Origin of the sequence: Pseudoxanthomonas sp. (assembly GCF_027498035.1) — a bacterium.
In the GTDB taxonomy this organism is placed as follows: domain Bacteria; phylum Pseudomonadota; class Gammaproteobacteria; order Xanthomonadales; family Xanthomonadaceae; genus Pseudoxanthomonas_A.
Genome location: NZ_CP114978.1, coordinates 451,973 through 474,717, shown reverse-complemented (window position 1 = coordinate 474,717; position 22,745 = coordinate 451,973). Strand labels below are relative to the sequence as shown.

Below are 22,745 nucleotides of genomic sequence, written 5' to 3'. Positions count from 1 at the left end.
CGAAGACATCGCATTGAACGCATCCTCGCGCGCCATCACCATCATCGGCGCCGGCCTGGCCGGCAGCCTGCTCGCCATCCTGCTCTCACGCAAAGGCTGGGACGTCACCGTTTACGAACGCCGTGGCGATCCACGGGTCAATGGCTATGAATCCGGCCGTTCGATCAACCTGGCCCTGGCCGAACGCGGCCGCCATGCGCTGCGCCAGGCCGATGCCGAAGACGCGGTAATGGCGCGCGCGGTGATGATGCGCGGACGCATGGTCCACTTCGCCGGTGGCGGCGAGCAGCTGCAGCGCTACGGCCGCGACGACAGCGAGGTGATCTGGTCGATCCATCGCGCCGACCTCAACATCACCCTGCTCGACCTGGCTGAAAGCGCCGGCGCGAAGATCCACTTCTACCGGCGCCTGCACACGGTCGATTTCCCGGCTGGCTATGCGCGTTTCATCGACGACCGCGACGACTCGCCGCATGACATCCGCTTCGACACGCTGATCGGCGCCGATGGCGCGGGCTCGGCACTGCGCGCGGCGATGAACCGGGCCAGCCCGCTGGGCGAGCGCGGTGAATTCCTGGGGCATTCGTACAAGGAACTGGAAATCCCGCCAGGCGCCGACGGCCGCTTCCAGATCGAAGCCAATGCCCTGCACATCTGGCCGCGCGGCGACTACATGTGCATCGCCCTGCCCAATGACGCAGGCACCTTCACCGTCACCCTGTTCCTGCCGAACGAGGGGCCGACCAGTTTTGCCAACGTGCGCAGCGGCGCGGAGGCGCGCGCGCTGTTCGAACGCGACTTCGCCGATGCGCTGCCGCTGATCCCGCACCTGGAACGTGACTGGGAACACCACCCGCCGGGCCTGCTCGGCACGCTGTACCTGGACCGCTGGCACCTGGGCGATCGCGCGGTGCTGCTGGGCGATGCGGCGCACGCGATGGTGCCGTTCCACGGCCAGGGCATGAACTGCGCGTTCGAAGACTGCGTGGCGCTGGCCGCGCAACTGGAAGCGCGCGACAACCTGGCCAGCGCCTTCGCCGCCTTCGAAGCCGAGCGCAAACCCAACGCCGCCGCGATCCAGGCGATGGCGCTGGAGAACTATACCGAGATGCGCGACCGCGTGGACGATGCGGATTTCCTGCTGCAACGCCAGCTGGAGCAAGTCTTGCAGCAGCGCCACCCGGACCGTTTCGTGCCGCACTACACGATGGTCACCTTCATGCGCATTCCGTACGCGGTGGCGCTGGAACGCAGCCAGATCCAGCGCGAACTCCTGCAGCAGGCCACGCGCGGACATGCCGATCTTGCGCAGATCGACCTGGACGCCCTTGCCCGGACGGTGCACGAACGCCTGCCGCCGCTGCAGGTGCCCTGACCCGCAACGCGCTCAGGTCCGCGCGTCGGTCGAGCCCCGCACGATGCAACGACCGGACAACACCAGCCGACGCACGGCCAGGTCGGGGGCGCGCATCCGGTCCAGCATCAGGGCCACGGCCGCACGGCCCATGTCCTCGACCGGCTGTTCGATCACCGTGATGCCCGGCGCGACCAGCTCGGTCCAGCGCTCGTTGTCGAAACCGGCCAGGGCCAGGTCGTCGGGAATCCGCAGCCCCACCGAACGCGCGGCCCGCAACGTGCCCATGGTCAACAGGCTGTTGCTGGCCAGGATCGCCTCGGGCGCGGTGGGTCCGCGCAACCACTGGCCCACCGCGTCTTCGGCCGCCTCGGCCTGCGGCGCCACCTCGCGGTAGTCCGCGGCCAGGCCGTGCGCCTGCATCGCGGCAAGATAGCCATCGCGGCGCTCGGACGCGGTATTGCTGGTGCTGCCGAACACCCCGCCAATCCTGCGATAGCCCCGCTCGACCAGGTGCGAGACCAGGGTCGTAGTCGCTGCTGCGTTGTCCAGGACCACCGCATCGTGACGCCCACCTGCGCCAGCGCGGTCCACCAGCACCGCCGGGAAGTCCTGCGGCAACCCGTCAAGGCAGCCGATGGTCGTGCGGGTCGGGGCGAAGATCAGGCCACTGACCCGCTCCTCCTGCATCAGCTGCAGGTATAGCGCCTCGCGCTCCGGGTCCTCATCGGTATTGCACAAGGTGACGCGCAGCCCCGCGCGATAGGCGGCCTCTTCGACGGCCCCGATCAGGGCGGTGAAGAACGGGTTGCGGATGTCGGCCACGATCACCCCGACGATGCCGGTGTGGCGCGAGCGCAACCGTCGCGCCTGCAGGTTGGGGCGGTAACCGGTCTGGCGGATCGCTGCTTCCACCCGGGCACGAACCTCGCTACTGACCGAGCCGCCGGCAATGACCCGCGAGACCGTGGATTTGGAAACCCCGGCCGCATCTGCGACATCGTTGATGCTGATACTCAATGGAAACGTTCCCAAATCAAATGCCCGATCCCGGGATGACCTGCGTTTCCACACATGCTAACCCCAATTGATTAGGCGGATTTTGTGCACTGCACATTGAAATCCTGATTGGGAACGTTCCCAATACAACCCTGATGCACTACCCCCCGGAGTCTGCCTTGTCATCCCTGCCCGCCACCGCCCCCATCAGTCCCGAACTGGTCCGCCTGGATGCACGGGCTCGCGACAAGGCCGATGCCATCGCCCAGGCCGCGCAATTGCTGGTCGCCTCGGGCTGCGTCGCGCCCGGCTATGAAGCCAGCATGGGCCGCCGCGAACAGCTGGCCAACACGTTCCTGGGCCACGGCGTGGCGATTCCGCACGGGGTGGGCGACGACCGGCACCTGGTCCGCCGCGACGGGATCGCCGTGCTCCAGCTGCCCGAAGGCGTGGAATGGAATCCGGGCCAGGTCACCCGGCTGGTCATCGGCATCGCGGCCCAGTCTGACACCCACATCACCCTGCTGCGGCGCCTGACCCGCCTGATCCAGGACGAGGCCGCACTGCAGCGCCTGTTCGTGACCACCCAGGCATCGGACATCGTCCAGGCGCTGTCCGGGGACGTCCCGGCGGCGCCAGGCGGCACGGTCGCCAGCGACCTGGCCGAGCATTTCGACTGGACCATCGCCTACCCCAACGGCCTGCATGCCCGGCCGGCTACCCGCTGGGCCGAAACCGCGGGCGGATTCAGCGCCCGCGCCCAGGTCCGTGCCGGTGATCAGGCGGCCGATGCCAAGAGCCTGGTCGGCCTGCTCCAGCTGGGACTGCGCCAGGGTGACGCCATCACCGTTTCGGCCGAAGGCCACGACGCCCCGGCCTTGCTGAGCGCCCTGCGCAAGGCCATGGATGGGCTGACAGCGCAGGAAAAAGCCGACGCCGAGCGTGCCGCGCAACGCAAGGCAGCGCCGGTCTCCGGCTGGACGCCACCCGACGCCACGCCCGCGGTCGTCGGCCTGGGGGCAAGCCCCGGATTGGCCATCGGCCCAGTCTTCCTGCTGCGCGGCAGCCAGGAAGAGATCGTCGACCGGCCGGCCCCGCTCGGCGAAGGCGGTGCCAAGCTGCAGGACGCACTGTCACGCACCGGCCAGCAGCTGGCCGCCCTCGAAGACAGCACCCGGCGCCGGCTCGGCGCATCCGATGCGGCCATCTTCAAGGCCCAGGCCGCATTGCTCGGCGACACCGACCTGATCACCCGCACCTGCCAGCTGATGGTCGAAGGCCACGGCGTCGCATGGTCCTGGCACCAGGCCATCGAACAGATCGCCTCAGGGCTGGCGGCGCTGGGCAACCCGGTCCTGGCCGGTCGCGCGGCCGACCTGCGCGACGTGGGCCGCCGGGTGCTGGGCCAGCTGGACCCGGCCGCCGCCGGTGGTGGCCTGGCTGATCTTCCGGACGCCCCCTGCATCCTGCTCGCCAGCGACCTGTCGCCCTCCGAGACCGCCAACCTGGATACCGCGCGCGTGCTTGGCCTGGCCACCGCACAGGGCGGGCCGACCTCGCATACCGCGATCCTGTCGCGCACCCTGGGCCTGCCCGCGCTGGTGGCCGGTGGCGCCGACCTGCTGGCCGTCGCCGCAGGCACACCCGCCATCCTGGACGGCAGCAGCGGCCGCCTGTACCTGAGCCCTTCCGACGCCGACCTGGCCTCGGCCCGCGCGCATATCGCCGAGCAGCAGCGCATCCGCGAACACGAAGCCGCCCAGCGCGCCCAGCCCGCCTGCACCCGCGACGGCCACCGCATCGACATCGGCGCCAACGTCAACCTGCCCGAACAGGTTCCGATGGCGCTTGAACAGGGTGCCGAAGGCGTCGGCCTGATGCGTACCGAGTTCCTGTTCCTGGAACGCGCCAGCACCCCGGACGAAGACGAGCAGTACGCCATTTACAAGGCCATGGCCGAAGCGCTGGACGGCCGGTCGCTGATCGTGCGGGCGCTGGACATCGGCGGCGACAAGCAGGTCGCGCACCTGGATCTGCCACGCGAGGAAAACCCCTTCCTCGGCGTGCGCGGCGCGCGCCTGCTGCTGCGCCGCCCGGACCTGCTGGAACCCCAGTTGCGTGCGCTGTACCGCGCCGCTCGGGACGGCGCACGGCTGTCGATCATGTTCCCGATGATCACCTCGGTACCCGAGCTGGTCGCGCTGCGCGCGATCTGCGAACGCATCCGCGTCGCGCTGGACGCGCCGCAGGTGGAGATCGGCATCATGATCGAGGTGCCGGCCGCCGCCGCCCAGGCCGACGTGCTGGCCCGCCACGCCGATTTCTTCTCGATCGGCACCAACGACCTGACCCAGTACGTGCTGGCCATCGACCGCCAGAACCCGGAGCTGGCCGCCGAGGCCGACAGCCTGCATCCCGCCGTGCTGCGCGCGATCCGTGCCACCGTCGATGGCGCGCGCCTGCACGGCCGTTGGGTCGGCGTCTGCGGCGGCCTGGCTGGCGATCCGTTCGGCGCGGCCCTGCTGGCTGGGCTGGGCGTGGACGAATTGTCGATGACCCCCAACGACCTTCCCGGCGTGAAGTCGCGCCTGCGCGCGGCCTCATTGGCCGATCTGCAGGTCCTGGCCGGCAAGGCGCTGGCCTGCGAGGACGCCGCACAGGTCCGCGCCCTGGAACAGGAGCAGGCATGACCCCGCACGCCGTCACCGTCACCCTCAACCCGGCCATCGACCAGACCGTGCGCCTGGATCGGTTGCAACCAGGCCACGTCCACCGCGCCCGCAGTGCGCGTGACGACGCTGGCGGCAAGGGCATCAACGTCGCTGCCTGCCTGGCCGACTGGGGCGTGGCCACCGCCGCCACGGGCGTACTTGGCGCGGACAACGACGGCAGCTTCCGCCTGCTGTTCGAACAACGCGGCATCGCCGACCACTGCTTGCGCGCGCCCGGCCAGACCCGGACCAACATCAAGCTGGTCGAGGACGGCGGCGACGAGACCACCGACATCAACCTGCCCGGCCTGCAGCTGGATGCGGACCAGCTGGATGCGGTCAGCGCGCAGCTGGCGCCCCTGCTCGCGCCGGGCGTGCCGGTCGCGCTGTCCGGCAGCCTGCCGGCCGGCCTGCCGGAGACGGCCTGGGCCCGCCTGCAGGCCCAGGCCGCGGCGGCCGGTGCACGGGTCCTGCTGGACACCAGTGGCCCGGCGCTCGCCGCGGCCCTGAATACCCAGGCCGGCGCCTTGCCGTATGCGGTCAAGCCCAACCGGCACGAGCTGGAAGCCTGGACCGGCAGCGCGCTACCGGAGCGCGCCGACCTGCTGGCGGCAGCGCATGCGCTGGTCAACCGCGGCATCGCCCTGGTGGTGGTTTCGATGGGTGCCGATGGTGCGCTGTTCGTCGACGCCCACGGCGCACTGGTGGCGCGACCACCGCGGCTGGCCCGCGGCAGCACGGTCGGCGCCGGCGACGCGATGGTCGCTGGCCTGGCCGCTTCGCTGCTGGTGCCCCGCTTCGAACTGGCCGCCTGCGCGCGGCTGGCCACTGCCTTTTCGATGAGCCGGCTGGAAAGCGGCGACCAGCGCCAACTCGACCCAGCCCAGGTCCGCCGCTGGGCCGACGACGTGCTGATCGAGCCGCTGGCTTGACCCCTTGCCGCACCGGGTTGTCGCCCGCTGCGGAAACGACCTTGGACCAGGAGTACCCCATGCAAGCTTCCATCGTGGTCATCGCCGCCGGCGAACGCAGCATCGAGGCCGTCCTCGCTGCCGAAGCGCTGCGGCGTGCCGCCCGCCAGCGCGGCCTGGCGCTGGACATCGAAACCCGCACCGACCAGGGCGTCAACCGGTGCCCTGGACGAACACCAGGCCCGCGAGGCCAGCCACGTCCTGGTGGTGGGCGCGGGCGATGCGCTGACCGCACGCTTCGGCAACGCAACGATCACCACGACCAGCCTGGGCGCGGCCCTGGACGATCCAGAAACCGCATTGGCGGCGCTCCCGCTTGCCGTGGCGCCGAAGCCGTCGGCTGGCGATGCCAAGCGCATCGTCGCGGTCACCTCCTGCCCGACCGGCATTGCCCACACCTTCATGGCGGCCGAAGGCCTGCAGCAGGCCGGCAAGGCGCTGGGCCACCTGATCCGCGTGGAGACCCAAGGCTCGGTCGGTGCCCAGGATGCACTGACCGCCGAGGAGATCCGCGATGCCGACCTGGTGCTGATCGCCGCCGACCGCGAGGTGGAGCTGTCGCGCTTCGCCGGCAAGCGGCTGTACAAGGGCGGCACCAAGCCAGCGATCAACGATGGCCAGAACCTGATCCGCAAGGCCCTGGCCGAAGCCCAGGTGCACGCCGCCGGCCAGCAGGGTGGCGCAAGCCCGCAGCAGGCCAAGGGCAGCGGTCCGTACAAGCACCTGATGACCGGCGTGTCGTTCATGCTGCCCTTCGTCACCGCCGGTGGCCTGCTGATCGCGCTGGCGTTCGCGCTGGGCGGGATCTACGCCGGTGATGACGCCCACCAGGGCACGCTGGCCTGGAGCCTGTTCCAGATCGGTGCCAAGGCCGGCTTCCTGTTGATGGTGCCGGCCCTGGGCGGATACATCGCCTATTCCATCGCCGACCGGCCCGGCATCGCGCCGGGCATGATCGGCGGAGTGGTCGCCGCGAACATGGGCGCCGGCTTCATCGGCGGCATCCTGGCCGGTTTCATCGCCGGTTACGGCGTGTATTGGCTCAACCGCCTGCTGCGCCTGCCGCGCAGCCTGGAAGGCCTCAAACCGGTGCTGATCCTGCCGGTGCTGGGCACCTTGCTGGTCGGCCTGCTGCTGATGTTCGTGATCGGCACCCCGGTGGCGCACGTGCTGACCGTCCTGACCGAATGGCTGCGCGGCATGCAGGGCGGCAGCGCGATCCTGCTCGGCGCACTGCTCGGCGGCATGATGGCCGTGGACATGGGTGGCCCGGTGAACAAGGCCTCGTATGCGTTTTCCACCGCGCTGATTTCCAGCCAGGTCTACACGCCGATGGCGGCGACGATGATCGGCGGCATGACCCCGCCGCTGGCCATCGCCCTGGCCTGCTGGGTGTTCCGCGACCGCTTCACCGCCGAGGAACGCGGCACTGCCGGTGCCGCCGGCGTGCTCGGCCTGGCATTCGTCACCGAGGGCGCGATCCCCTACGCCGCGCGCGACCCGCTGCGCACTATCCCGGCCCTGATCCTGGGCTCGGCCGTCGCCGGGGCCATCTCGATGATGGCCGGGGTCGAACTGAAGGTGCCGCACGGCGGCGTGTTCGTCCTGCCGATTCCGAATGCGGTCACCCACCTTGGCATCTACCTGGTCGCACTCGTGGCCGGCGTGGCGGTGACGGCCATCGCCCTGCGCCTGCTGAAGAAACCCGTCGCCGCCTGACCCCGTTCCTGCGTGTCGCAACGCCTGGCTGGCCCGATCGGTGCCGGGCCAGGCGCTGCACGTCCCGCCCTTCCATTCCACGAGGCCGCCATGTCCTTTTCCTCCCGCCTGCTGCCCGCCGCCATCGTGCTGGCGTTTTCCCCGCTGGCCCATGCCGAAGAAGACACGGCTAGCGCGTTCACGCCCAAGCTCGCCTACACCGGTGAGGCGGCCGCCACCCTGGATGGCGGCAAGCAAAGTGGCACCGCCTATGCCGGCCAGCTGATGTTTGGCGTTGATGTCGACCTGGACAAGGCACTGGGCTGGCACGGCGCCACCCTCAAGGCCTATGGCACCAATCGCCACGGCACCAACCTGGCCAACAGCAGCACCGGCAACAGCACCTCGGTGCAGGAAATCTACGGCGGCCAGGGCACGCGCCTGGCCAACCTGACCCTGGAGCAGCAGTTGCTGGATGGCCGGCTGGTGCTGGAAGCCGGCCGCAGCGTCGCCAACATCCACTTCCTGGGCTCGGACCTGTGCCAGTACTTCCAGGGCAACTCGGCCTGTGGCAATCCGACCTACGTGTTCCGCACCAGCAACTTCACCTGGTGGCCGGTCTCGAGCTGGATGGCCGATGCCAAGGCCTGGGTCACCCCCAACGTCTACGTCCACGTCGGCGCCTACCAGGTCGATCCAAGCCAGGCCGACGACGGCGAACACGGCCTGAAGTGGAGCACGCACCAGGCCACCGGCTGGGTCGTGCCGTATGCGGTCGGTTACCAGCGCACCGCCTCGACCGGGCGCAAGGCCAGCTACGAACTCGGCGGCTGGCAGGACAACTCCAGCTACAGCGATCCGCTGCGCGACGCCAACGGCAATCCAGCCCTGCTCAGCGGGCTGGATTACGCCAGCAGCCACGGCCGTTCCGGCCTCTACGCACGGTTCGAACAACAGCTCAGCGGGGACCAGGACGGCGGCCTGACCGTGTTCGGCGCGGCCCTCAAGGGCACCTCGGGCCAGCTGATCGAAGACCGCTTCCTGATGGCCGGGCTGGTCCAGCGCGGCACGTTCGCCAGCCGCCCGCAGGACGACATCGCCTTCGTGGTGACCCAGCAGACCTACAGCGACATCGCGCTAGAGAACCTGCGCCTGGCCCGCGCCGCCGCTGGCGGCACCGGCACCCCGCACGCCAGCCAGGTGATGATGGAACTGAGCTACGGCATCGCGATCACGCCCAAGCTGCGGATCGCGCCAAACCTGCATTACATCGTGCACCCGGACCAGTTCAACGAACCGACCCGCCTGCACGACCTGCCCAACGCGCTGGTCGCCGGCCTGCGCCTAGACTGGAGCCTGTAAGCGCAGGCGCGGCAGTCATACTAGGGGCGCCTCCATCCGGCTCCCCACGATGCCCGACAGCTTTCTCTTCTACGACCTGGAAACCTTCGGCCAGGATCCGCGCCGCACGCGCATCGCGCAGTTCGCCGCCCAGCGCACCGATGCAGCGCTGAATCCGGTCGAAGACCCGGTCACCTTCTACGTCAAACCCGCCGACGACCTGCTGCCCTCGCCGGTCGCCACGCTGATCACCGGCATCACCCCGCAACATGCACTCAGCGAAGGCGTGCCCGAATGCGATGCCATCGCCCGCATCTTCGAGGAGATGGCGCGCCCGGAAACCTGCACGCTGGGCTGGAACACGCTGCGCTTCGACGATGAGTTCGTGCGTCACGGCCTGTTCCGCAATTTCTTCGATCCCTACGAGCGCGAATGGCGCGGCGGCAACAGTCGCTGGGACCTGCTGGACGTGGCGCGGCTGTTCCATGCACTGCGCCCGGAAGGCGTGCACTGGCCCAAGCGCGAAGACGGCGCGACCAGTTTCAAGCTGGAGCATCTGGCGCTGGCCAACGACGTGCGCACCGGCGATGCGCACGAAGCAATGTCCGACGTGCGCGCCACCGTCGGCATCGCGCGCGCCATGCGCAACGCGCAGCCGCGGCTGTGGGACTACGCGCTGCAACTGCGCAACAAGCGCTTCGCGGCCAGCCTGCTCGACACCACGACGATGACGCCGGTGCTGCACGTGTCGATGCGCTACCCGGCCAGCCGCCTGTGCGCCGCGCCGGTGCTGCCGGTCGCGCGCCATCCGCGCATCGATAGCCGGATCATCGTGCTGGACCTGGAAGGCGACGCCGGCCAGGCCCTGCTCGATCTGGACCCGCAGGACATCGCCGACCGCCTGTACACGCCGCGCGCCGACCTGCCCGAGGACGTGCGCCGGGTGCCGCTCAAAGAGGTCCACCTCAACCGCTGCCCGGCGCTGGTGCCATGGAATTACCTGCGCGAGGCCGACTTCGAACGCCTGGGCATCGACCCGGCCGCGGTGCAAGCGCAAGCCGAGCTGCTGCGCGCGCAGGCGCCGCTGGTGGCCGAGAAGGTGCGCAAGGTGTTCGGCAGCGAGCGCGCGCATGCACCGTCCGATCCGGATGCGTCGATCTACGATGGTTTCCTGGCCGAAGGCGACAAGCGCAAACTCACCGACGTGCGCACCACGCCGCCAGCGCAACTGGGCACGCGGCCGTTCGGCTTCAAGGACCCGCGCCTGGACGAGCTGCTGTTCCGCTATCGCGCGCGCAACTGGCCGCAGACCCTGGACGCCACCGACCAGGCGCGTTGGGACGACTATCGCCGCCAGCGACTGGCACCAGCGACGCAGGTCTCCGAATATGGGTTCGACAGCTTCTTCGAGGAGCTGGTCGCGCTGCGCGCCAGCCATGCCGATGACGGCGCCAAACAAGTCCTGCTGGACCAGCTGGAAGCCTATGGCCGCACCCTGCAAGCCGGACTCTGAACGCGTCCACGCCGGTTTAGCCGGCGCACGGGCATCCTGACCACCACATCGCACGACACCGAACGCCGCATGGCCACTTATTTTTCCGACGCCAGTTTCAAGTTCCTCAAGGCCCTGGCGCGCCACAACGACAAGACCTGGTTCGCTGCCAACAAGGCCAAGTACGAAGACCACGTACGCCAGCCGTTCCTGCGGCTGCTCACCGACCTGCAACCGGACCTGGCCGCGGTCAGCGACAAGTTCCGCTCCGATCCCAAGACCGTGGGCGGCTCGCTGTTCCGCATCTATCGCGATGCGCGCTTTTCCAACGACAAGTCGCCGTACAAGTCCTGGCAGGGCGCGCGCCTGTACCACGAGCGACGCAAGCAGGTGCCGGCGCCGTCGTTCTACCTGCACCTGCAGCCAGGCGAGAGCTTCGTCGGCGCGGGCCTGTGGCACCCGGAAGCGGACACGCTGCGCAAGGTGCGACAGTTCATCTTCGACAATCCAATGACCTGGAAAGCCGCCGCACACGCGCCTGCGTTCCGCAGGAAATTCGATTTCGAGGAAGCCGAGGTCCTGAGCCGCCCACCGCGCGGATTCCCCGCGGATTTCGAATTCATCGACGACCTCAAGCACAAGAACTTCGTGTTCTGGCGTTCACTGGACGATGCCACCATGACCAGTCCCAGGCTGCGCCAGACCATCGCCGCCGACCTGGCTGCACTGGCGCCGTTCGTCGACTACATGTGCGCAGCGTTGGACCTTGAGTTCTAGGGCGGGCCATCCCGTCCACGCGCAAACGCGATGGAACGGTCGGTGTCACAGGCCGCCACCAACCTGAAGCCCATCCCGCGTTAAACTTTCCGAAGCCGATCAGCATTTCCCGCTGACACGCCCGACCGATCGGGCACCCGGCACCCCTATCCCCGGCTGGCCAGCCACGGAGTCTTCTCCTCGCACGCGCGCCTTCTCCTTCTCAAGAGTGGAAGCCATGCGTTACGCGTTGAAATTGTCCCCGTTGAGTGTTGTCGTCCTGGCCGCGCTGGCTTCGCCCAGCTATGCCGCCGATACGCCAGACACCCCTGCCGATGTGCAGCCGCAGGCCACCGACCTGCCCACCCTGCAGGTCACCGGCATCAGTGCGCCGATCAAGCTGAACACGCCCGGCACCGTCTCGGTCATCACCCGCGAGCAGATCGACCGCTACCTGGTGCAGAACATCCGCGACCTGGTCCGTTATGAACCTGGCGTCTCGGTGGTCGGCACGGCAGGCCGCTTCGGCCTGGACAGCTTCAATATCCGCGGCCTGTCGGGCAACCGCACCCGGATCGAAATCGATGGTGCGTCACTGCCTGCATCGTTCGGCGCCAGCGTCGCCGGCAGCAGCTTCCGCGCGGGCCGCAACCAGATCGACATGGACAACATCAAGGAAGCCGAGATCGTGCGCGGCCCGGCCTCGGCGCTGTATCCGTCCGATGCGCTCGGCGGCATGGTCAGCCTGAAAACCAAGGACCCCACCGATTACCTGCAACCGGGCAAATCCTTCGGCGGCGTGGTCAAGGAGTCCTACGACAGCAGCGACAACAGCCGCGGCACCACCGCCACCCTGGCCTTCGGCGACGCCGCGGACAGCCTGCTGCTGCAGGCCAACTATCGCCAAGGCCACGAGACCGACAACAAAGGCACCGTCGGCGGCAGCGGCAGCACGCGCACCCGCGCCGAACCGCTGGAATACACGCAGAGCGGTTTCCTGGCCAAGTACGTGCACAACGCCGACAGCGGCCGCCGCGACTTCGTCAGCGTGGAAAGCGCGCGCACCGATACCGACTCCAACAGCCTGGCCAGCCTGACCACCGCGGCCACCTACTACTTGTCGCAGGACAGCAACCGCCGCTTCAAGCTGAACTTCGGCCAGAGCTACAACGCGCTGGACAGCCTGCTGGCCGACACCCTGGACTGGACCGCGTACTGGCAGAAGACCAGCACCCGCACCAACACCCAGACCGAAACCGCGACCGTGCGCCGCTACTACAGCAGCCTGCCCACGCAGGAAACCGTCTACGGCGGCAGGCTGGTGGCGACCAAGTCGCTCGGCCAGGACAGCAGCGTCGCACAGACCCTCAGCTATGGCCTGGAGCTGTCGCGCACCACGCCGAAATCGTATGTGGGCGGCTACGGCGTCAACAAGACCACCGGCGTTACCGGCAGCACCTCGCCCTACGTGCCCGGCAGCTATCCGCTGCACCTGTTCCCGAACAGCGACACCGATCGCATCGCTGTTTTTGCGCAGGACAAGATCGACCTGCTCGACGGCCGCCTGACCGTGACCCCCGGCGTGCGCGTTGACCACTACGAATACAAACCCGGCAGCGACGCGCTGTACTACAGCCAGACCGGTTCGACGGCATCGTCCTATTCGACCACCCATGCCTCGCCCAAGCTCGGCGTGCAGTGGAAGTTCAACGAAAATCTGGGCGCGTACTTCAACTACACCCAAGGCTTCCGTGCCCCGCTCTACAACGAGCTGGACGGCGCCTGGGCAGAGCGCGCCGCCGCCTACAACATCGCCTACGTGCCCAATCCCGACCTGAAGGAAGAAACCAGCAAGGGCGGCGAAATCGGCCTGCGCGGCAACGGCGCGGCGGGCTGGTTCAACATCAGCGGCTACTACACCTACTACGACAACTTCATCTGGAATGGCTACCAGCTGGCCACGGCCGACATCCCGGCCTGGGTCATCGCACTGGCGCCCAACGCCTTCGTCACCCAAGCCTTCCAGGCGGTCAACGCCAAGCACGCCATCGTCAAGGGCATCGAAGCCAGCGGCCAGCTGCAGCTGGATTACTTCAATCCCGCGCTGGCCGGCTGGTCGATCAACGCCAGCGCCTCGCTCGCCAACGGTCGCCTGATCGAACCTGGCAACACCGGCTACACCCCGCTCAACACGGTCGACCCGGCCAAGGCCGTGCTGGGCGTGGGCTACAGCGGCGAGCGTTGGGGCGCGGAGCTGGTCGGCACCGGCGTGCGTCGCCACAGCCAGCTCAGCGAAACCACGTACTTCCGGCCGCCGGGCTACGGCAAGGTGGACCTGTTCGCCCATTACCGCCCCACCGATGCGCTGGAACTCAACGTCGGCCTGAACAACCTCACCGACCGCAAGTACTGGGACTGGGGCAACCTGCAGGGCGGCCGCCTGGGCAACCTGATCAGCGGCAACGGCCTCAACGACGCGGTGTCCAGCAGCAGCGCCGTGGACCTGTACACCATGCCCGGCCGCAGCATCAGCGCCTCGCTGCGCTACAGCTTCTAAAGCTGCGCACCGGCCCGGGTTCGCGCCCGGGCCGGTTTCTTATCCGTTCCGGAGAACCCCCATGTCAGCTTCCCCCGCACACGCGCCGTTGTTGTCGCAGCGCCTCAAGCACGAAACCGAAGCCCTGCACCTGCAGATGCACGACCTGATGGAGCAGGCCAGACCGTTTTCCAGCCGCATGCATTACGCCGGTTTCCTGGCGGTGCAGTACCTGTTCCAGCGCGATATCGAACATCTGCTCGACCGCCCCGGCATCCAGCAGGTGATCCACGATGCTGCCCTGCGCGGACGCGAACACGATGCCCTGCGCGACCTGCAGGACCTCGACATGCCAGTCCCGCACGAATCGCTGGCCACCTGCGAGGTCGCGATGCCCGAAGCGCTGGGCTGGCTGTACGTGTCCGAAGGCTCGACCCTGGGCGCGGCTTTCCTGCTGAAGGAAGCCCAGGCCAGGCTTGGCCTGTCGTCCACCTTCGGCGCCCGCAACCTGTCGGCGTACGACGGCGGGCGCGCGAATGCCTGGCGGCGCTTCGTAGCCGCGCTCGATGACGAGGTCGTACCTTCCAGCCAGCACGACGCCATCATCGAAGGCGCACGCGCAGCCTTCCGGCGCTTCGGCCAGCTGCTGCAGTCCTACGCCCAACCCGCACCGGTTCCCGCCTGAACTTTGCCCATTGCATGAACCCCGTCGTGATTGCCGCGGCGGGCGTGCATGGGCCACGATGAAGCCGTGTCCCGTTGCCGCTCAACATCGCTATGAAGCCATGGATCGCGCTGGTCGTCGTGTTGCTGCTGGCCTGCGGCGGCTTCGTCGCCGCCGGGCCGTACATCGCCATCCACGGCATCCGCAACGCGCTGGCCGAACAGGACACCGGCAAGCTGGAGCGTTACGTCGACTTCCCCACCCTGCGCATCAACCTGCGCGCGCAGCTGCAGGACCGCATCGTGCGTGCGGCCGGCATCGAAACGCAGTCGAGCTTCCTGGGTTCCATCGCCCTGTCACTGGCCGGCGGTGCCGCCGGGATCGGCGTCGATGCAATGGTCACACCCACCGGCATCGCCGCAATCCTGCAGGGCCATTCGGTGTGGAAACGCGCGACGGGCGACACCGCCAACGGCGACACCTACGGCCCGCCGCGCCCGGCCGAACCACTCAAGCAAGTGTCAGGCCACTACAACTCGCTGTCGCGCTTTACCGCGACCACGCAAACCGACGGCGACGCACCGATGACCTTCGTGTTCGAGCGCCAGGGCATTGTGTGGAAGCTGGTGGATATCCAGTTGCCACGTTGAGGTTTGCGAACAATCGTCGTCCCCGCGAACGCGGGCATCCAGCGACTTCAAGCTTCCGCAAGCCAAGACACTGGATCTCCGCTTTCGCGGGGACGACGGAAATGTAGATCGTGCATTCCCTTGAAACAGGTTCACCTGTATTCAATCGTCGGGGAACAGGCCGTTCTTCCAGCTCACATCGCGACCGACCAGAGGTCTGACGTTGAGCGATCTACTGCAGGGTTCCACGCATCCAGGCAGTCAGCAGTGCACCGAGCATCGTCAGCAAACAGCTGGCGATGAAGCTGCCTACAGCGCCCAGGCCGGAAAGCGGCCCTCGCTTCCAGCCGCGCGAGCGAAAGAAATAGTAAGGAAGCGCAAACGCCGCGAGACCAAAGACCGCAACGTTGAGGAAGGGCGAAGCACGATACGCACGCTTCTTCGCGTCGGCGCGGAACCAAATGAAAATGGCGGCAGCCGAAAGAATCAGCAAGGCAATCCCAAGTGGCTCCTGCACCGGTGCCGGAATGGGGCACTGACTCAAGACACCACTGGCAAGCGATGCCAAGGCGAACAGCAACAGGGCAACGCGCTTCGCATTCATGCGCGCCTACTCATTCGCCACACCATGCGGCACATGCCCGGCGGCGGTGTGCGTGCGGGCGCTGTCGATGTTGTGCTGGGAATCGTCGAAGAAAATATCGGCACCGAACGCGGCCAGGAACGGCCCCTTGTGGCGACCACCCAGGAACAGCGCCTCGTCCAGGCGCACGCCCCACTCGCGCAGCGTGCGGATCACACGCTCGTGCGCCGGCGCAGAACGTGCGGTCACCAGCGCGGTGCGGATCGGCGCGTTCTCACCCGGTGGAAACACCGCCTGCAGCTGATGCAGGGCGGACAGGAAGTTGCGGAACGGACCGCCTGACAACAGCTCGCGCGCCTTCTCGCGCTCGTGCGCGCCGAAGGCTTCCACGCCCTGCTCGCGCGAGATGCGCTCACTCTCGTCGCCGAAGATCACCGCGTCGCCGTCGAAGGCAATGCGCAGCTGGGTCGACAGACGCCCCGCCGGTAGTTCACCCGCGGCCGCGGCGGCCTCTTCTGCGCGCTCGCCCGGCGTCTTGGGCAGGATCGTGGCCGCGGCGATGCCATGCCCCAGCGCGCTGCGCACCGAATCCGGATTGGCCGACAGGAACAGGTCGGTGCCGAATGGCTTGACGTACGGCCAGGTCGGTTCGCCGGCAGTGAAGGTGGCCCGCACGATGTCCAGCCCGTAGTGCTGGATGGAATTGAAGATGCGCAGGCCGGTGTCGGCCGAATTGCGCGACAGCAGGATCACCTCCACGCGCGGCTGGTCATCCGGCGCGCCTTTGTTCAAAGCCAGTAGCTTGCGCACGACGGTGAACGCCACGCCGGGGGCGAGCACGTCATCCTCGTGTTCGCGCTGGTAGGCCGCATAGACATCCAGCCCTTCGGACTGCCACAGCGCGTGGCTTTCCTCCAGGTCGAACAGAGCGCGCGAGGTGACCGCGACGGTAAGCAAACGGGGCGTGTTGTCGGCCATGGTCAGATCACGAACTGTTCGCTGAAGATGCGTTCTTCCAGGTTGTGCTCCGGGTCGAACAGCAACGTCACGGTGCGGTCGCGCGACTCGCGGATGGTGACTTCGGTGACATCGCGGAATTCGTGCGAATCGGCCGTCACGCTGACCGGGCGCTTGTAAGGGTCCAGCACGCGGAAACGCACTTCGGTACTGGCCTTGAGGATCGCCCCGCGCCAGCGGCGCGGCCGGTACGGCGCGATCGGCGTGAGGGCAATCGTCTTGCTGTCCAGCGGCAGGATCGGCCCATGCGCGGAGAAGTTGTAGGCCGTGCTGCCTGCCGGCGTCGCCACCAGCACGCCATCGCCAATCATCTCCTCCACCCGGGTCTGGCCGTTGAGCTCGATCTGCAGCTGCGCGGCCTGGCGCGTCTGGCGCAGCAGCGAGACCTCGTTGTAGGCCAGCGAATGCACTTCGATCCCCGACTCGGTCTGGGCCGTCATTTCCAGCGGCCGCAGCTTGGCTGGTTCGGCCGCCGCGATCCTGTCCAGCAGGTCAGCGTCGCGATGGTGGTTCATCAGGAAGCCGACCGTGCCCAGCTTCATGCCGAACACCGGTTTACCCAGCTGGCCGTGGCGGTGAAGGGTCTGCAGCATGAAGCCGTCACCGCCCAACGCAACCAGGATGTCGGCCTGGTCGGGCGCGCACTGGCCGTAGCGGGCGGAGAGTTCGGCAAGCGCCTGCTGCGCCGGTTCGGCGGAGCTGGCCAGGAAGCAAAGTCGTGGGGACGTCATGCGACGCAGGATAACGCGGCATGCGGCGCAAGCGCGGCGCCGCCAACGAGAAACGGGGCAAGGCGCTGGCGCCCTGCCCCGTCGGTCATCCGGCAACGCCGCGAACTGACGTGCTTACGTCAGTTGCGACAGGCGCTGTACCGCGACCGATGCGGTCGGATAGTCCAGCGACTTCTGCGCAGCCACCTCGTCGAGCATCGACAGGGTGAAGCGCAGCGCCGCGTCGTCACGCTGCAGCCAGCGGGCGACCTTGGCTTCGGCGGTGTCACCCGGCAGGGCCAACGCCTGCAGGGTCAGCGCCCGCAGGTGTGACTGCAACTCGTCACGCAGCACGCCGCGGGCCACCGCATGCCAACGCCCATCGACCTGCAGCGCGTCGATCTGGGTCAACAGCCACGGCAGGTGCAGCGCGTCACCCAGTCGGTAATAGACCTTGGACACCGCCACCGGCGAGAGCTTGCGTTCGCGGGCCAGCTCGATGATGTCGGCCGACGGCTCCAGGTACGGCAGCGCCGCCAGTTGGCCAGCCAATGCATCGGGCACGCCCTTGGCCAGCCAGTCGGCCAGCTTGGCCTCGTAGGCCGGACGCAGCGAATCGGGCAGCACGCCGTCTGCGGCACGGATGTCGTTGAAGCCGTCGTGGTAACGCTCCACTGCGGTGGCGATGGCCGGAATCGCACCCGGACGGGTCAGCAGCCAGCGGGTGAAGCCGCGCTGCAGGTTCCAGATCACCTGCAGGGCATCGATCTGCACCGACTCGGCGACCTTGCCGTCCAATGCATCGATCTGCGCCCACAACGCCCGCGCGTCCAGCGTTTCGCGGGTGATGGTGTAGGCCTTGGCGACCTCGCCGATGCCGCGCCCGGTGTCTTCCTGCATGCGCATCAGGAAGGTGGCGCCCATGCGGTTGATCGTGGAGTTGGTCACCGCCGTGGCGATGATCTCGCGCTTCAGGCGCAGCTTCTCCATCTGCGCGGCGTACTTGGCCTGCAGCGGCTGCGGGAAGTAGCGCTGCAACTCCTTGGACAGGTACGGATCTTCGGGGATGTCGGTTTCCAGCAGCTCGGCGAACGTGATCAGCTTGGCGTACGACAGCAGCACCGACAGCTCCGGCCGGGTCAGCCCGAGGCCGCGCGCCTTGCGTTCGGCGAACTCGGCATCGGACGGCAGGTATTCGATCTGACGGTCCAGCAGGCCGCGCGATTCCAGCACCTGCACGAAGTGCTGCTTGGACCCCAGGCGCGGCACGCTCATGCGTTCCATCAGGCTCAGCGCCTGGTTCTGGCGGTAGTTGTCGTTGAGCACCAGCTGGCCGACTTCGTCGGTCATGCTGGCCAGCAAGGTGTTGCGGGCCTTCTCGGTCAGCTTCTTCTGCTGGACCACGCCGTCGAGCAGGATCTTGATGTTGACCTCGTGATCGGAGGTGTCCACGCCGGCAGAGTTGTCGATGAAGTCGGTATTGAGCAGCACGCCACCCAGGGCTGCCTCGATGCGGCCCAGCTGGGTCAGGCCCAGGTTGCCGCCCTCGCCCACCACCTTGCAGCGCAGGTCGCGGCCGTTGACGCGCAATGCGTTGTTGGCACGATCGCCGACATCGGCGTGGGTCTCGGCAGAGGACTTCACGTAGGTGCCGATGCCGCCATTCCACAGCAGGTCCACCGGCGCCTTGAGGATGGCGCTGAGCAGCTCGGTCGGCGAGAGCGTGGTGACCTTCTCGTCCAGTCCCAGCACAGCACGCACTTGCGGGGTGATGGCGATGGTCTTGAGCGTGCGCGGATAGATGCCGCCGCCGGCCGAGATCAGCTTGGCGTCGTAATCGGCCCAGCTGGAACGCGGCACCTGGAACATGCGCGCGCGCTCGACGAACGAACGCGCCGCATCCGGGGTCGGGTCCAGGAAGATGTGGCGGTGGTCGAACGCAGCCACCAGCTGGATGTGCTCGGACAGCAGCATGCCGTTGCCGAACACATCGCCGGACATGTCGCCCACGCCGACCACGGTGAAATCCTCGGCTTGGCTGTCACGGCCCAGCGCACGGAAGTGGCGCTTGACCGACTCCCACGCGCCCTTGGCGGTGATGCCCATGCCCTTGTGGTCGTAACCGACCGAGCCACCCGAGGCGAACGCATCGCCCAGCCAGAAGCCATGATCGATGGCCAGGCCATTGGCGATATCGGAGAACGTCGCCGTGCCCTTGTCCGCGGCCACGACCAGGTACGGGTCGTCGACGTCATGGCGCACCACATCGGTCGGCGGAATGATCTTGCCGCCGACGATGTTGTCGGTGATATCCAGCAGGCCCTGGATGAACATCTTGTAGCAGGCGATGCCCTCGGCCAGGACCGCGTCACGCTCGCCACTGACCGGTGGCTGCTTGACGAAGAAACCGCCCTTGGCGCCGACCGGCACGATCACCGTGTTCTTGACCATCTGCGCCTTGACCAGGCCCAGCACCTCGGTACGGAAATCCTCGCGGCGATCCGACCAGCGCAGGCCACCACGGGCCACCGCGCCGAAGCGTAGGTGCACGCCTTCCACGCGCGGGCCGCACACGAAGATCTCGCGGTACGGACGCGGCTTGGGCAACTCCGGCACCTTGGACGAATCGAACTTGAAGCTGATCGTATGCGCCGGCTTGCCGGCTTCACCCAGCTGGTAATAACTGGTCCGCAGCGTGGCTTCGATGCAGCCCATCAGGCTGCGCAGGATGCGGTCGTCGTCCAGGCTGGAAACGCCATCCAGCAGTTTGACCAGCGCGGCATGCACTGCATCGCACCAGGCCTGGCGCGGCTGCGATGCGGCATCGATCAGTCGCTGCAGGGTTTTGATGGTGTCCTGATCGGCATCGCCAGCCAGGGCCTGCAACTGGGCGACCAGCGCCTCGGCACGCTTGGCGTTACGCGCCTTGGCCGGCAGGTCCAGCGATGGATCGAAGCGTGCTTCGAACATCTGCACCAGCAGCGCGGCCAGCAGTGGATAGCGGGCCAGCGTGTCTTCCACCGAGCCCTGCGAGAATGGCACGCCGGTCTGCAGCAGGTATTTGGTGTAACCGCGCAGCACCGCCACCTGGCGCCAGTTCAGGCCGGCACGCAGGACCAGCCGGTTGAAGCGGTCGTTCTCGGCATCGCCACGCCACACCTGGGCGAAGGCCTCGTCGAAATCCCCGGCACGTGCGGCGACATCGATCGCGCCAATCGCCGGTTCGACCTCGAATTCCTGGATGTAGGACACCGTGCCGTCCACATCCAGTCGGAACGGATGTTCGGAGATCACGCGCAGGCCCATGTTCTCCATCAGCGGCAGCGCGTCGGACAGCGGGATGTCCTGGCCCTGGCGATACAGGTTCAGGCGCAGCGCGCCCTCGCCGGCACGCTGCAGGCTGGAACGGTACAGGCTCAGGCGCAGGTCGGACGGACCATCCAGCGCAGCCAGGCGATCAACGTCATCGGCCGCCAGCTGCACCGAGACGTTCTCGATGTAGTTCTGCGGCAAGGCGCGGCCATAGCTGGCCGCCAGGCCCAGGCCACGGGCTTCGCCATGGCGTTGGATGAGCACTTCGCGCAGGTCGTCCTGCCAGTTGCGCAGCAGGTGGGTCAGGCGCACTTCCAGTTCGACCGCATCGACGCTGATGTCTTCGCCCTGGCGTGGACGCACGGTCATGTGCAGCTGCGCCAGCGGCGATTCGCCCAGCTGCACGGTGGTGTCCACCGCTTCGCCATGCAGGGCTTCCTTCATCAACGCCTCGATGCGCAGGCGCAGTTCGGTGTTGAAGCGGTCGCGCGGGATATAGACCAGCGCCGACCAGAAGCGGCCGTAGCGGTCGCGGCGCAGGAACAGCTTGCTGCGCACGCGCTCCTGCAGGCCCAGGATGCCCATCGCGGTGCGGGCCAGTTCGTCCTGGCTGGACTGGAACAGTTCCTCGCGCGGCAGGGTTTCCAGAATGTGGCGCAGCGCCTTGCCGCTATGGCTGTTCGGCGACAGGCCGGACTGACGCATCACGTGTTCGTGGCGCTCGCGCACCAGCGGGATTTCCCACGGACGGCGGTTGTAGGCGCTGGAGGTGAACAGGCCCAGGAAGCGCTGCTCGCCGGTGATCCGGCCGTTGGCGTCGAACGACAGCACGCCGATGTAATCCATGTAGCCCTTGCGGTGCACGGTGGCACGCGCATTGGTCTTGGTCAGGATCATAGCCTCGGCTTCACCTGCCTCATTGAGCAGGTTGGCCGCCAGCAGGCGGGTCAGGCGCGGCTTGCCGGAGGCATGGCCACGCAACATGCCCAGGCTGGTGTCTTCCAGCGGCACCAGCACGTCTTCGCCCCCCTGCTTCTGCACGCGGTATTCGCGGTAGCCGAAGAAGGTGAAATGGTCGGCCGCGGCCCAGCGCAGGAATTCCTGGGTCTCGCTGCGCGAAGCATCGCTGACCGGCATGCGGCGCGTGGCCAGGTCTTCGGAGACGGCGAGCATCTTCTCGCGCATCGTGCCCCAGTCGCGCACGATCTGGCGCACTTCGTCCAGCACCCGCTCGACCGCCTTGGCGATACGCGGCATCACATCGGCGGGCTGGCGGTCGATCTCCAGCATCATCAACGATTCGGCCTTGCCTTCACCGACGCTGGTGGCCTTGCCGCTCTTGTCACGCTCGAAACGCACCACGGGATGGCCCAGCACATGCACGCCCACGCCCATCGCGGCCAGCGCCATGCTCACCGAGTCGACCAGGAACGGCATGTCGTCATTGACGATCTGCAGCACCGAATGCGGCGATTCCCAGCCATTGGCCTTCAACGTGGCGTTGAACACGCGCACATTGGCCTTGCCCGGCTTGCGGATGCGAGCGAACTCCAGCATGTCGATGGCCATCGCGGCCCAGCCTTCGGCGCTGTGGTGCGGGTATTCGTCCTGCTCCATGCGGCGGTAGAAGGCTTCGGCGAAGATCCGCGCCTGCTCGCGCTTGGCGGCGGGAAGCCGCGCCTTGAGCGCGTCATGGATAGGCTGTAGCGAGAACGCCACCAGCGCGGCCCCCGCCTTTGGCGAGGCCTTGGCGATGGCCTGTTTCACACGTGGGCTGGCGGCGGGCTTGGAGCCCTTGCTGGTCTTGTTGTTCTTACCTGTCGCGGCGGCCGTCTTGGCCTTGGGTTTGGAAGCGGATTTATCGCGAAGCCTGCTGTTGCCAGTGGTACTCATACAGTCGCAGTCACACGGTTGAAGGTAATTGCCAATTGTATGCCTGCGCCCGATGACGGCCGTGCTGCGCAGCATCACG

14 protein-coding genes and 1 pseudogene are annotated in these 22,745 nt (G+C 67.5%); 10 read left to right on the top strand and 5 right to left on the bottom strand.

Features of this window, described 5'->3' with window-relative positions:
• The first annotated feature begins 13 nt into the window (after positions 1 to 13).
• Complete coding sequence (locus tag O8I58_RS02215) at positions 14 to 1,375, top strand: FAD-dependent oxidoreductase (protein ID WP_298320302.1); 1,362 nt, start codon at positions 14 to 16, stop codon at positions 1,373 to 1,375.
• A 12-nt stretch (positions 1,376 to 1,387) separates the two neighbouring features.
• On the opposite strand, the gene O8I58_RS02210 is transcribed toward O8I58_RS02215, so the two are convergent.
• Positions 1,388 to 2,374 carry a LacI family DNA-binding transcriptional regulator gene (locus tag O8I58_RS02210; protein WP_298320300.1) on the bottom strand — a complete coding sequence of 329 codons (987 nt, stop codon included), beginning with the start codon at positions 2,372 to 2,374 and terminating at the stop codon, positions 1,388 to 1,390.
• Between the two features lie 134 nt (positions 2,375 to 2,508).
• Between O8I58_RS02210 and ptsP the strand changes: the two genes are divergently transcribed.
• The 9 genes and pseudogenes from ptsP to O8I58_RS02165 all read left to right on the top strand — a co-directional run bounded on the left by ptsP (position 2,509) and on the right by O8I58_RS02165 (position 15,172).
• On the top strand, positions 2,509 to 5,043 hold the full coding sequence (gene ptsP / locus O8I58_RS02205; RefSeq protein WP_298320298.1) for a phosphoenolpyruvate--protein phosphotransferase: 2,535 nt from the start codon (positions 2,509 to 2,511) through the stop codon (positions 5,041 to 5,043).
• Entirely contained in the window at positions 5,040 to 5,996 is a 957-nt protein-coding gene (gene pfkB / locus O8I58_RS02200) for a 1-phosphofructokinase (protein ID WP_298320296.1), read from the top strand. The genes ptsP and pfkB overlap by 4 nt, the downstream gene beginning before the upstream one ends.
• A gap of 59 nt (positions 5,997 to 6,055) precedes the next feature.
• Positions 6,056 to 7,754: pseudogene (locus O8I58_RS02195) on the top strand (fructose-specific PTS transporter subunit EIIC).
• Between the two features lie 90 nt (positions 7,755 to 7,844).
• Complete coding sequence (locus O8I58_RS02190) at positions 7,845 to 9,095, top strand: carbohydrate porin (RefSeq protein WP_298320294.1); 1,251 nt, start codon at positions 7,845 to 7,847, stop codon at positions 9,093 to 9,095.
• A gap of 49 nt (positions 9,096 to 9,144) precedes the next feature.
• Positions 9,145 to 10,587 (top strand): exodeoxyribonuclease I, encoded by a 1,443-nt coding sequence (sbcB, locus tag O8I58_RS02185; RefSeq protein WP_298320293.1) that lies wholly within the window; start codon positions 9,145 to 9,147, stop codon positions 10,585 to 10,587.
• A gap of 69 nt (positions 10,588 to 10,656) precedes the next feature.
• Complete coding sequence (locus O8I58_RS02180; protein WP_298320292.1) at positions 10,657 to 11,343, top strand: DUF2461 domain-containing protein; 687 nt, start codon at positions 10,657 to 10,659, stop codon at positions 11,341 to 11,343.
• Positions 11,344 to 11,587: 244 nt separating this feature from the next.
• Positions 11,588 to 13,879 carry a TonB-dependent hemoglobin/transferrin/lactoferrin family receptor gene (locus O8I58_RS02175; protein ID WP_298320291.1) on the top strand — a complete coding sequence of 764 codons (2,292 nt, stop codon included), beginning with the start codon at positions 11,588 to 11,590 and terminating at the stop codon, positions 13,877 to 13,879.
• A gap of 61 nt (positions 13,880 to 13,940) precedes the next feature.
• Positions 13,941 to 14,543: a biliverdin-producing heme oxygenase gene (locus O8I58_RS02170; protein WP_298320289.1), complete on the top strand. Its 603-nt coding sequence runs from the start codon at positions 13,941 to 13,943 to the stop codon at positions 14,541 to 14,543.
• A 92-nt stretch (positions 14,544 to 14,635) separates the two neighbouring features.
• Positions 14,636 to 15,172, top strand: a complete 537-nt coding sequence (locus O8I58_RS02165) for a DUF2939 domain-containing protein (RefSeq protein WP_298320286.1) — start codon at positions 14,636 to 14,638, stop codon at positions 15,170 to 15,172.
• Positions 15,173 to 15,383: 211 nt separating this feature from the next.
• Here the strand turns inward: O8I58_RS02165 and O8I58_RS02160 are convergent, their stop codons facing one another.
• From O8I58_RS02160 to O8I58_RS02145, 4 genes are all read right to left on the bottom strand, one after another.
• A complete protein-coding gene (locus O8I58_RS02160; protein ID WP_298320284.1) occupies positions 15,384 to 15,755 on the bottom strand; it encodes a hypothetical protein in 372 nt (123 codons plus the stop codon).
• Between the two features lie 6 nt (positions 15,756 to 15,761).
• The gene (locus O8I58_RS02155; RefSeq protein WP_298320282.1) at positions 15,762 to 16,712 is read right to left on the bottom strand and encodes a 5'-nucleotidase; all 951 of its coding nucleotides are present in this window, start codon (positions 16,710 to 16,712) and stop codon (positions 15,762 to 15,764) included.
• Between the two features lie 2 nt (positions 16,713 to 16,714).
• The gene (locus tag O8I58_RS02150) at positions 16,715 to 17,482 is read right to left on the bottom strand and encodes an NAD kinase (RefSeq protein WP_298320281.1); all 768 of its coding nucleotides are present in this window, start codon (positions 17,480 to 17,482) and stop codon (positions 16,715 to 16,717) included.
• A gap of 114 nt (positions 17,483 to 17,596) precedes the next feature.
• On the bottom strand, positions 17,597 to 22,666 hold the full coding sequence (locus O8I58_RS02145) for an NAD-glutamate dehydrogenase (protein ID WP_298320279.1): 5,070 nt from the start codon (positions 22,664 to 22,666) through the stop codon (positions 17,597 to 17,599).
• Positions 22,667 to 22,745: the final 79 nt, after the last annotated feature.

What these genes read in the sequence shown, in the direction of transcription:
- O8I58_RS02165 (WP_298320286.1), top strand. Translation starts at nt 14,636, where the DNA reads ATGAAGCCATGGATCGCGCTGGTCGTCGTGTTGCTGCTGGCCTGCGGC.
- O8I58_RS02190 (WP_298320294.1), top strand. Translation starts at nt 7,845, where the DNA reads ATGTCCTTTTCCTCCCGCCTGCTGCCCGCCGCCATCGTGCTGGCGTTT.
- O8I58_RS02160 (WP_298320284.1), bottom strand. Translation starts at nt 15,755, where the DNA reads ATGAATGCGAAGCGCGTTGCCCTGTTGCTGTTCGCCTTGGCATCGCTT.
- O8I58_RS02145 (WP_298320279.1), bottom strand. Translation starts at nt 22,666, where the DNA reads ATGAGTACCACTGGCAACAGCAGGCTTCGCGATAAATCCGCTTCCAAA.
- pfkB (WP_298320296.1), top strand. Translation starts at nt 5,040, where the DNA reads ATGACCCCGCACGCCGTCACCGTCACCCTCAACCCGGCCATCGACCAG.
- sbcB (WP_298320293.1), top strand. Translation starts at nt 9,145, where the DNA reads ATGCCCGACAGCTTTCTCTTCTACGACCTGGAAACCTTCGGCCAGGAT.
- O8I58_RS02180 (WP_298320292.1), top strand. Translation starts at nt 10,657, where the DNA reads ATGGCCACTTATTTTTCCGACGCCAGTTTCAAGTTCCTCAAGGCCCTG.
- O8I58_RS02155 (WP_298320282.1), bottom strand. Translation starts at nt 16,712, where the DNA reads ATGGCCGACAACACGCCCCGTTTGCTTACCGTCGCGGTCACCTCGCGC.
- ptsP (WP_298320298.1), top strand. Translation starts at nt 2,509, where the DNA reads ATGCACTACCCCCCGGAGTCTGCCTTGTCATCCCTGCCCGCCACCGCC.
- O8I58_RS02150 (WP_298320281.1), bottom strand. Translation starts at nt 17,482, where the DNA reads ATGACGTCCCCACGACTTTGCTTCCTGGCCAGCTCCGCCGAACCGGCG.
- O8I58_RS02170 (WP_298320289.1), top strand. Translation starts at nt 13,941, where the DNA reads ATGTCAGCTTCCCCCGCACACGCGCCGTTGTTGTCGCAGCGCCTCAAG.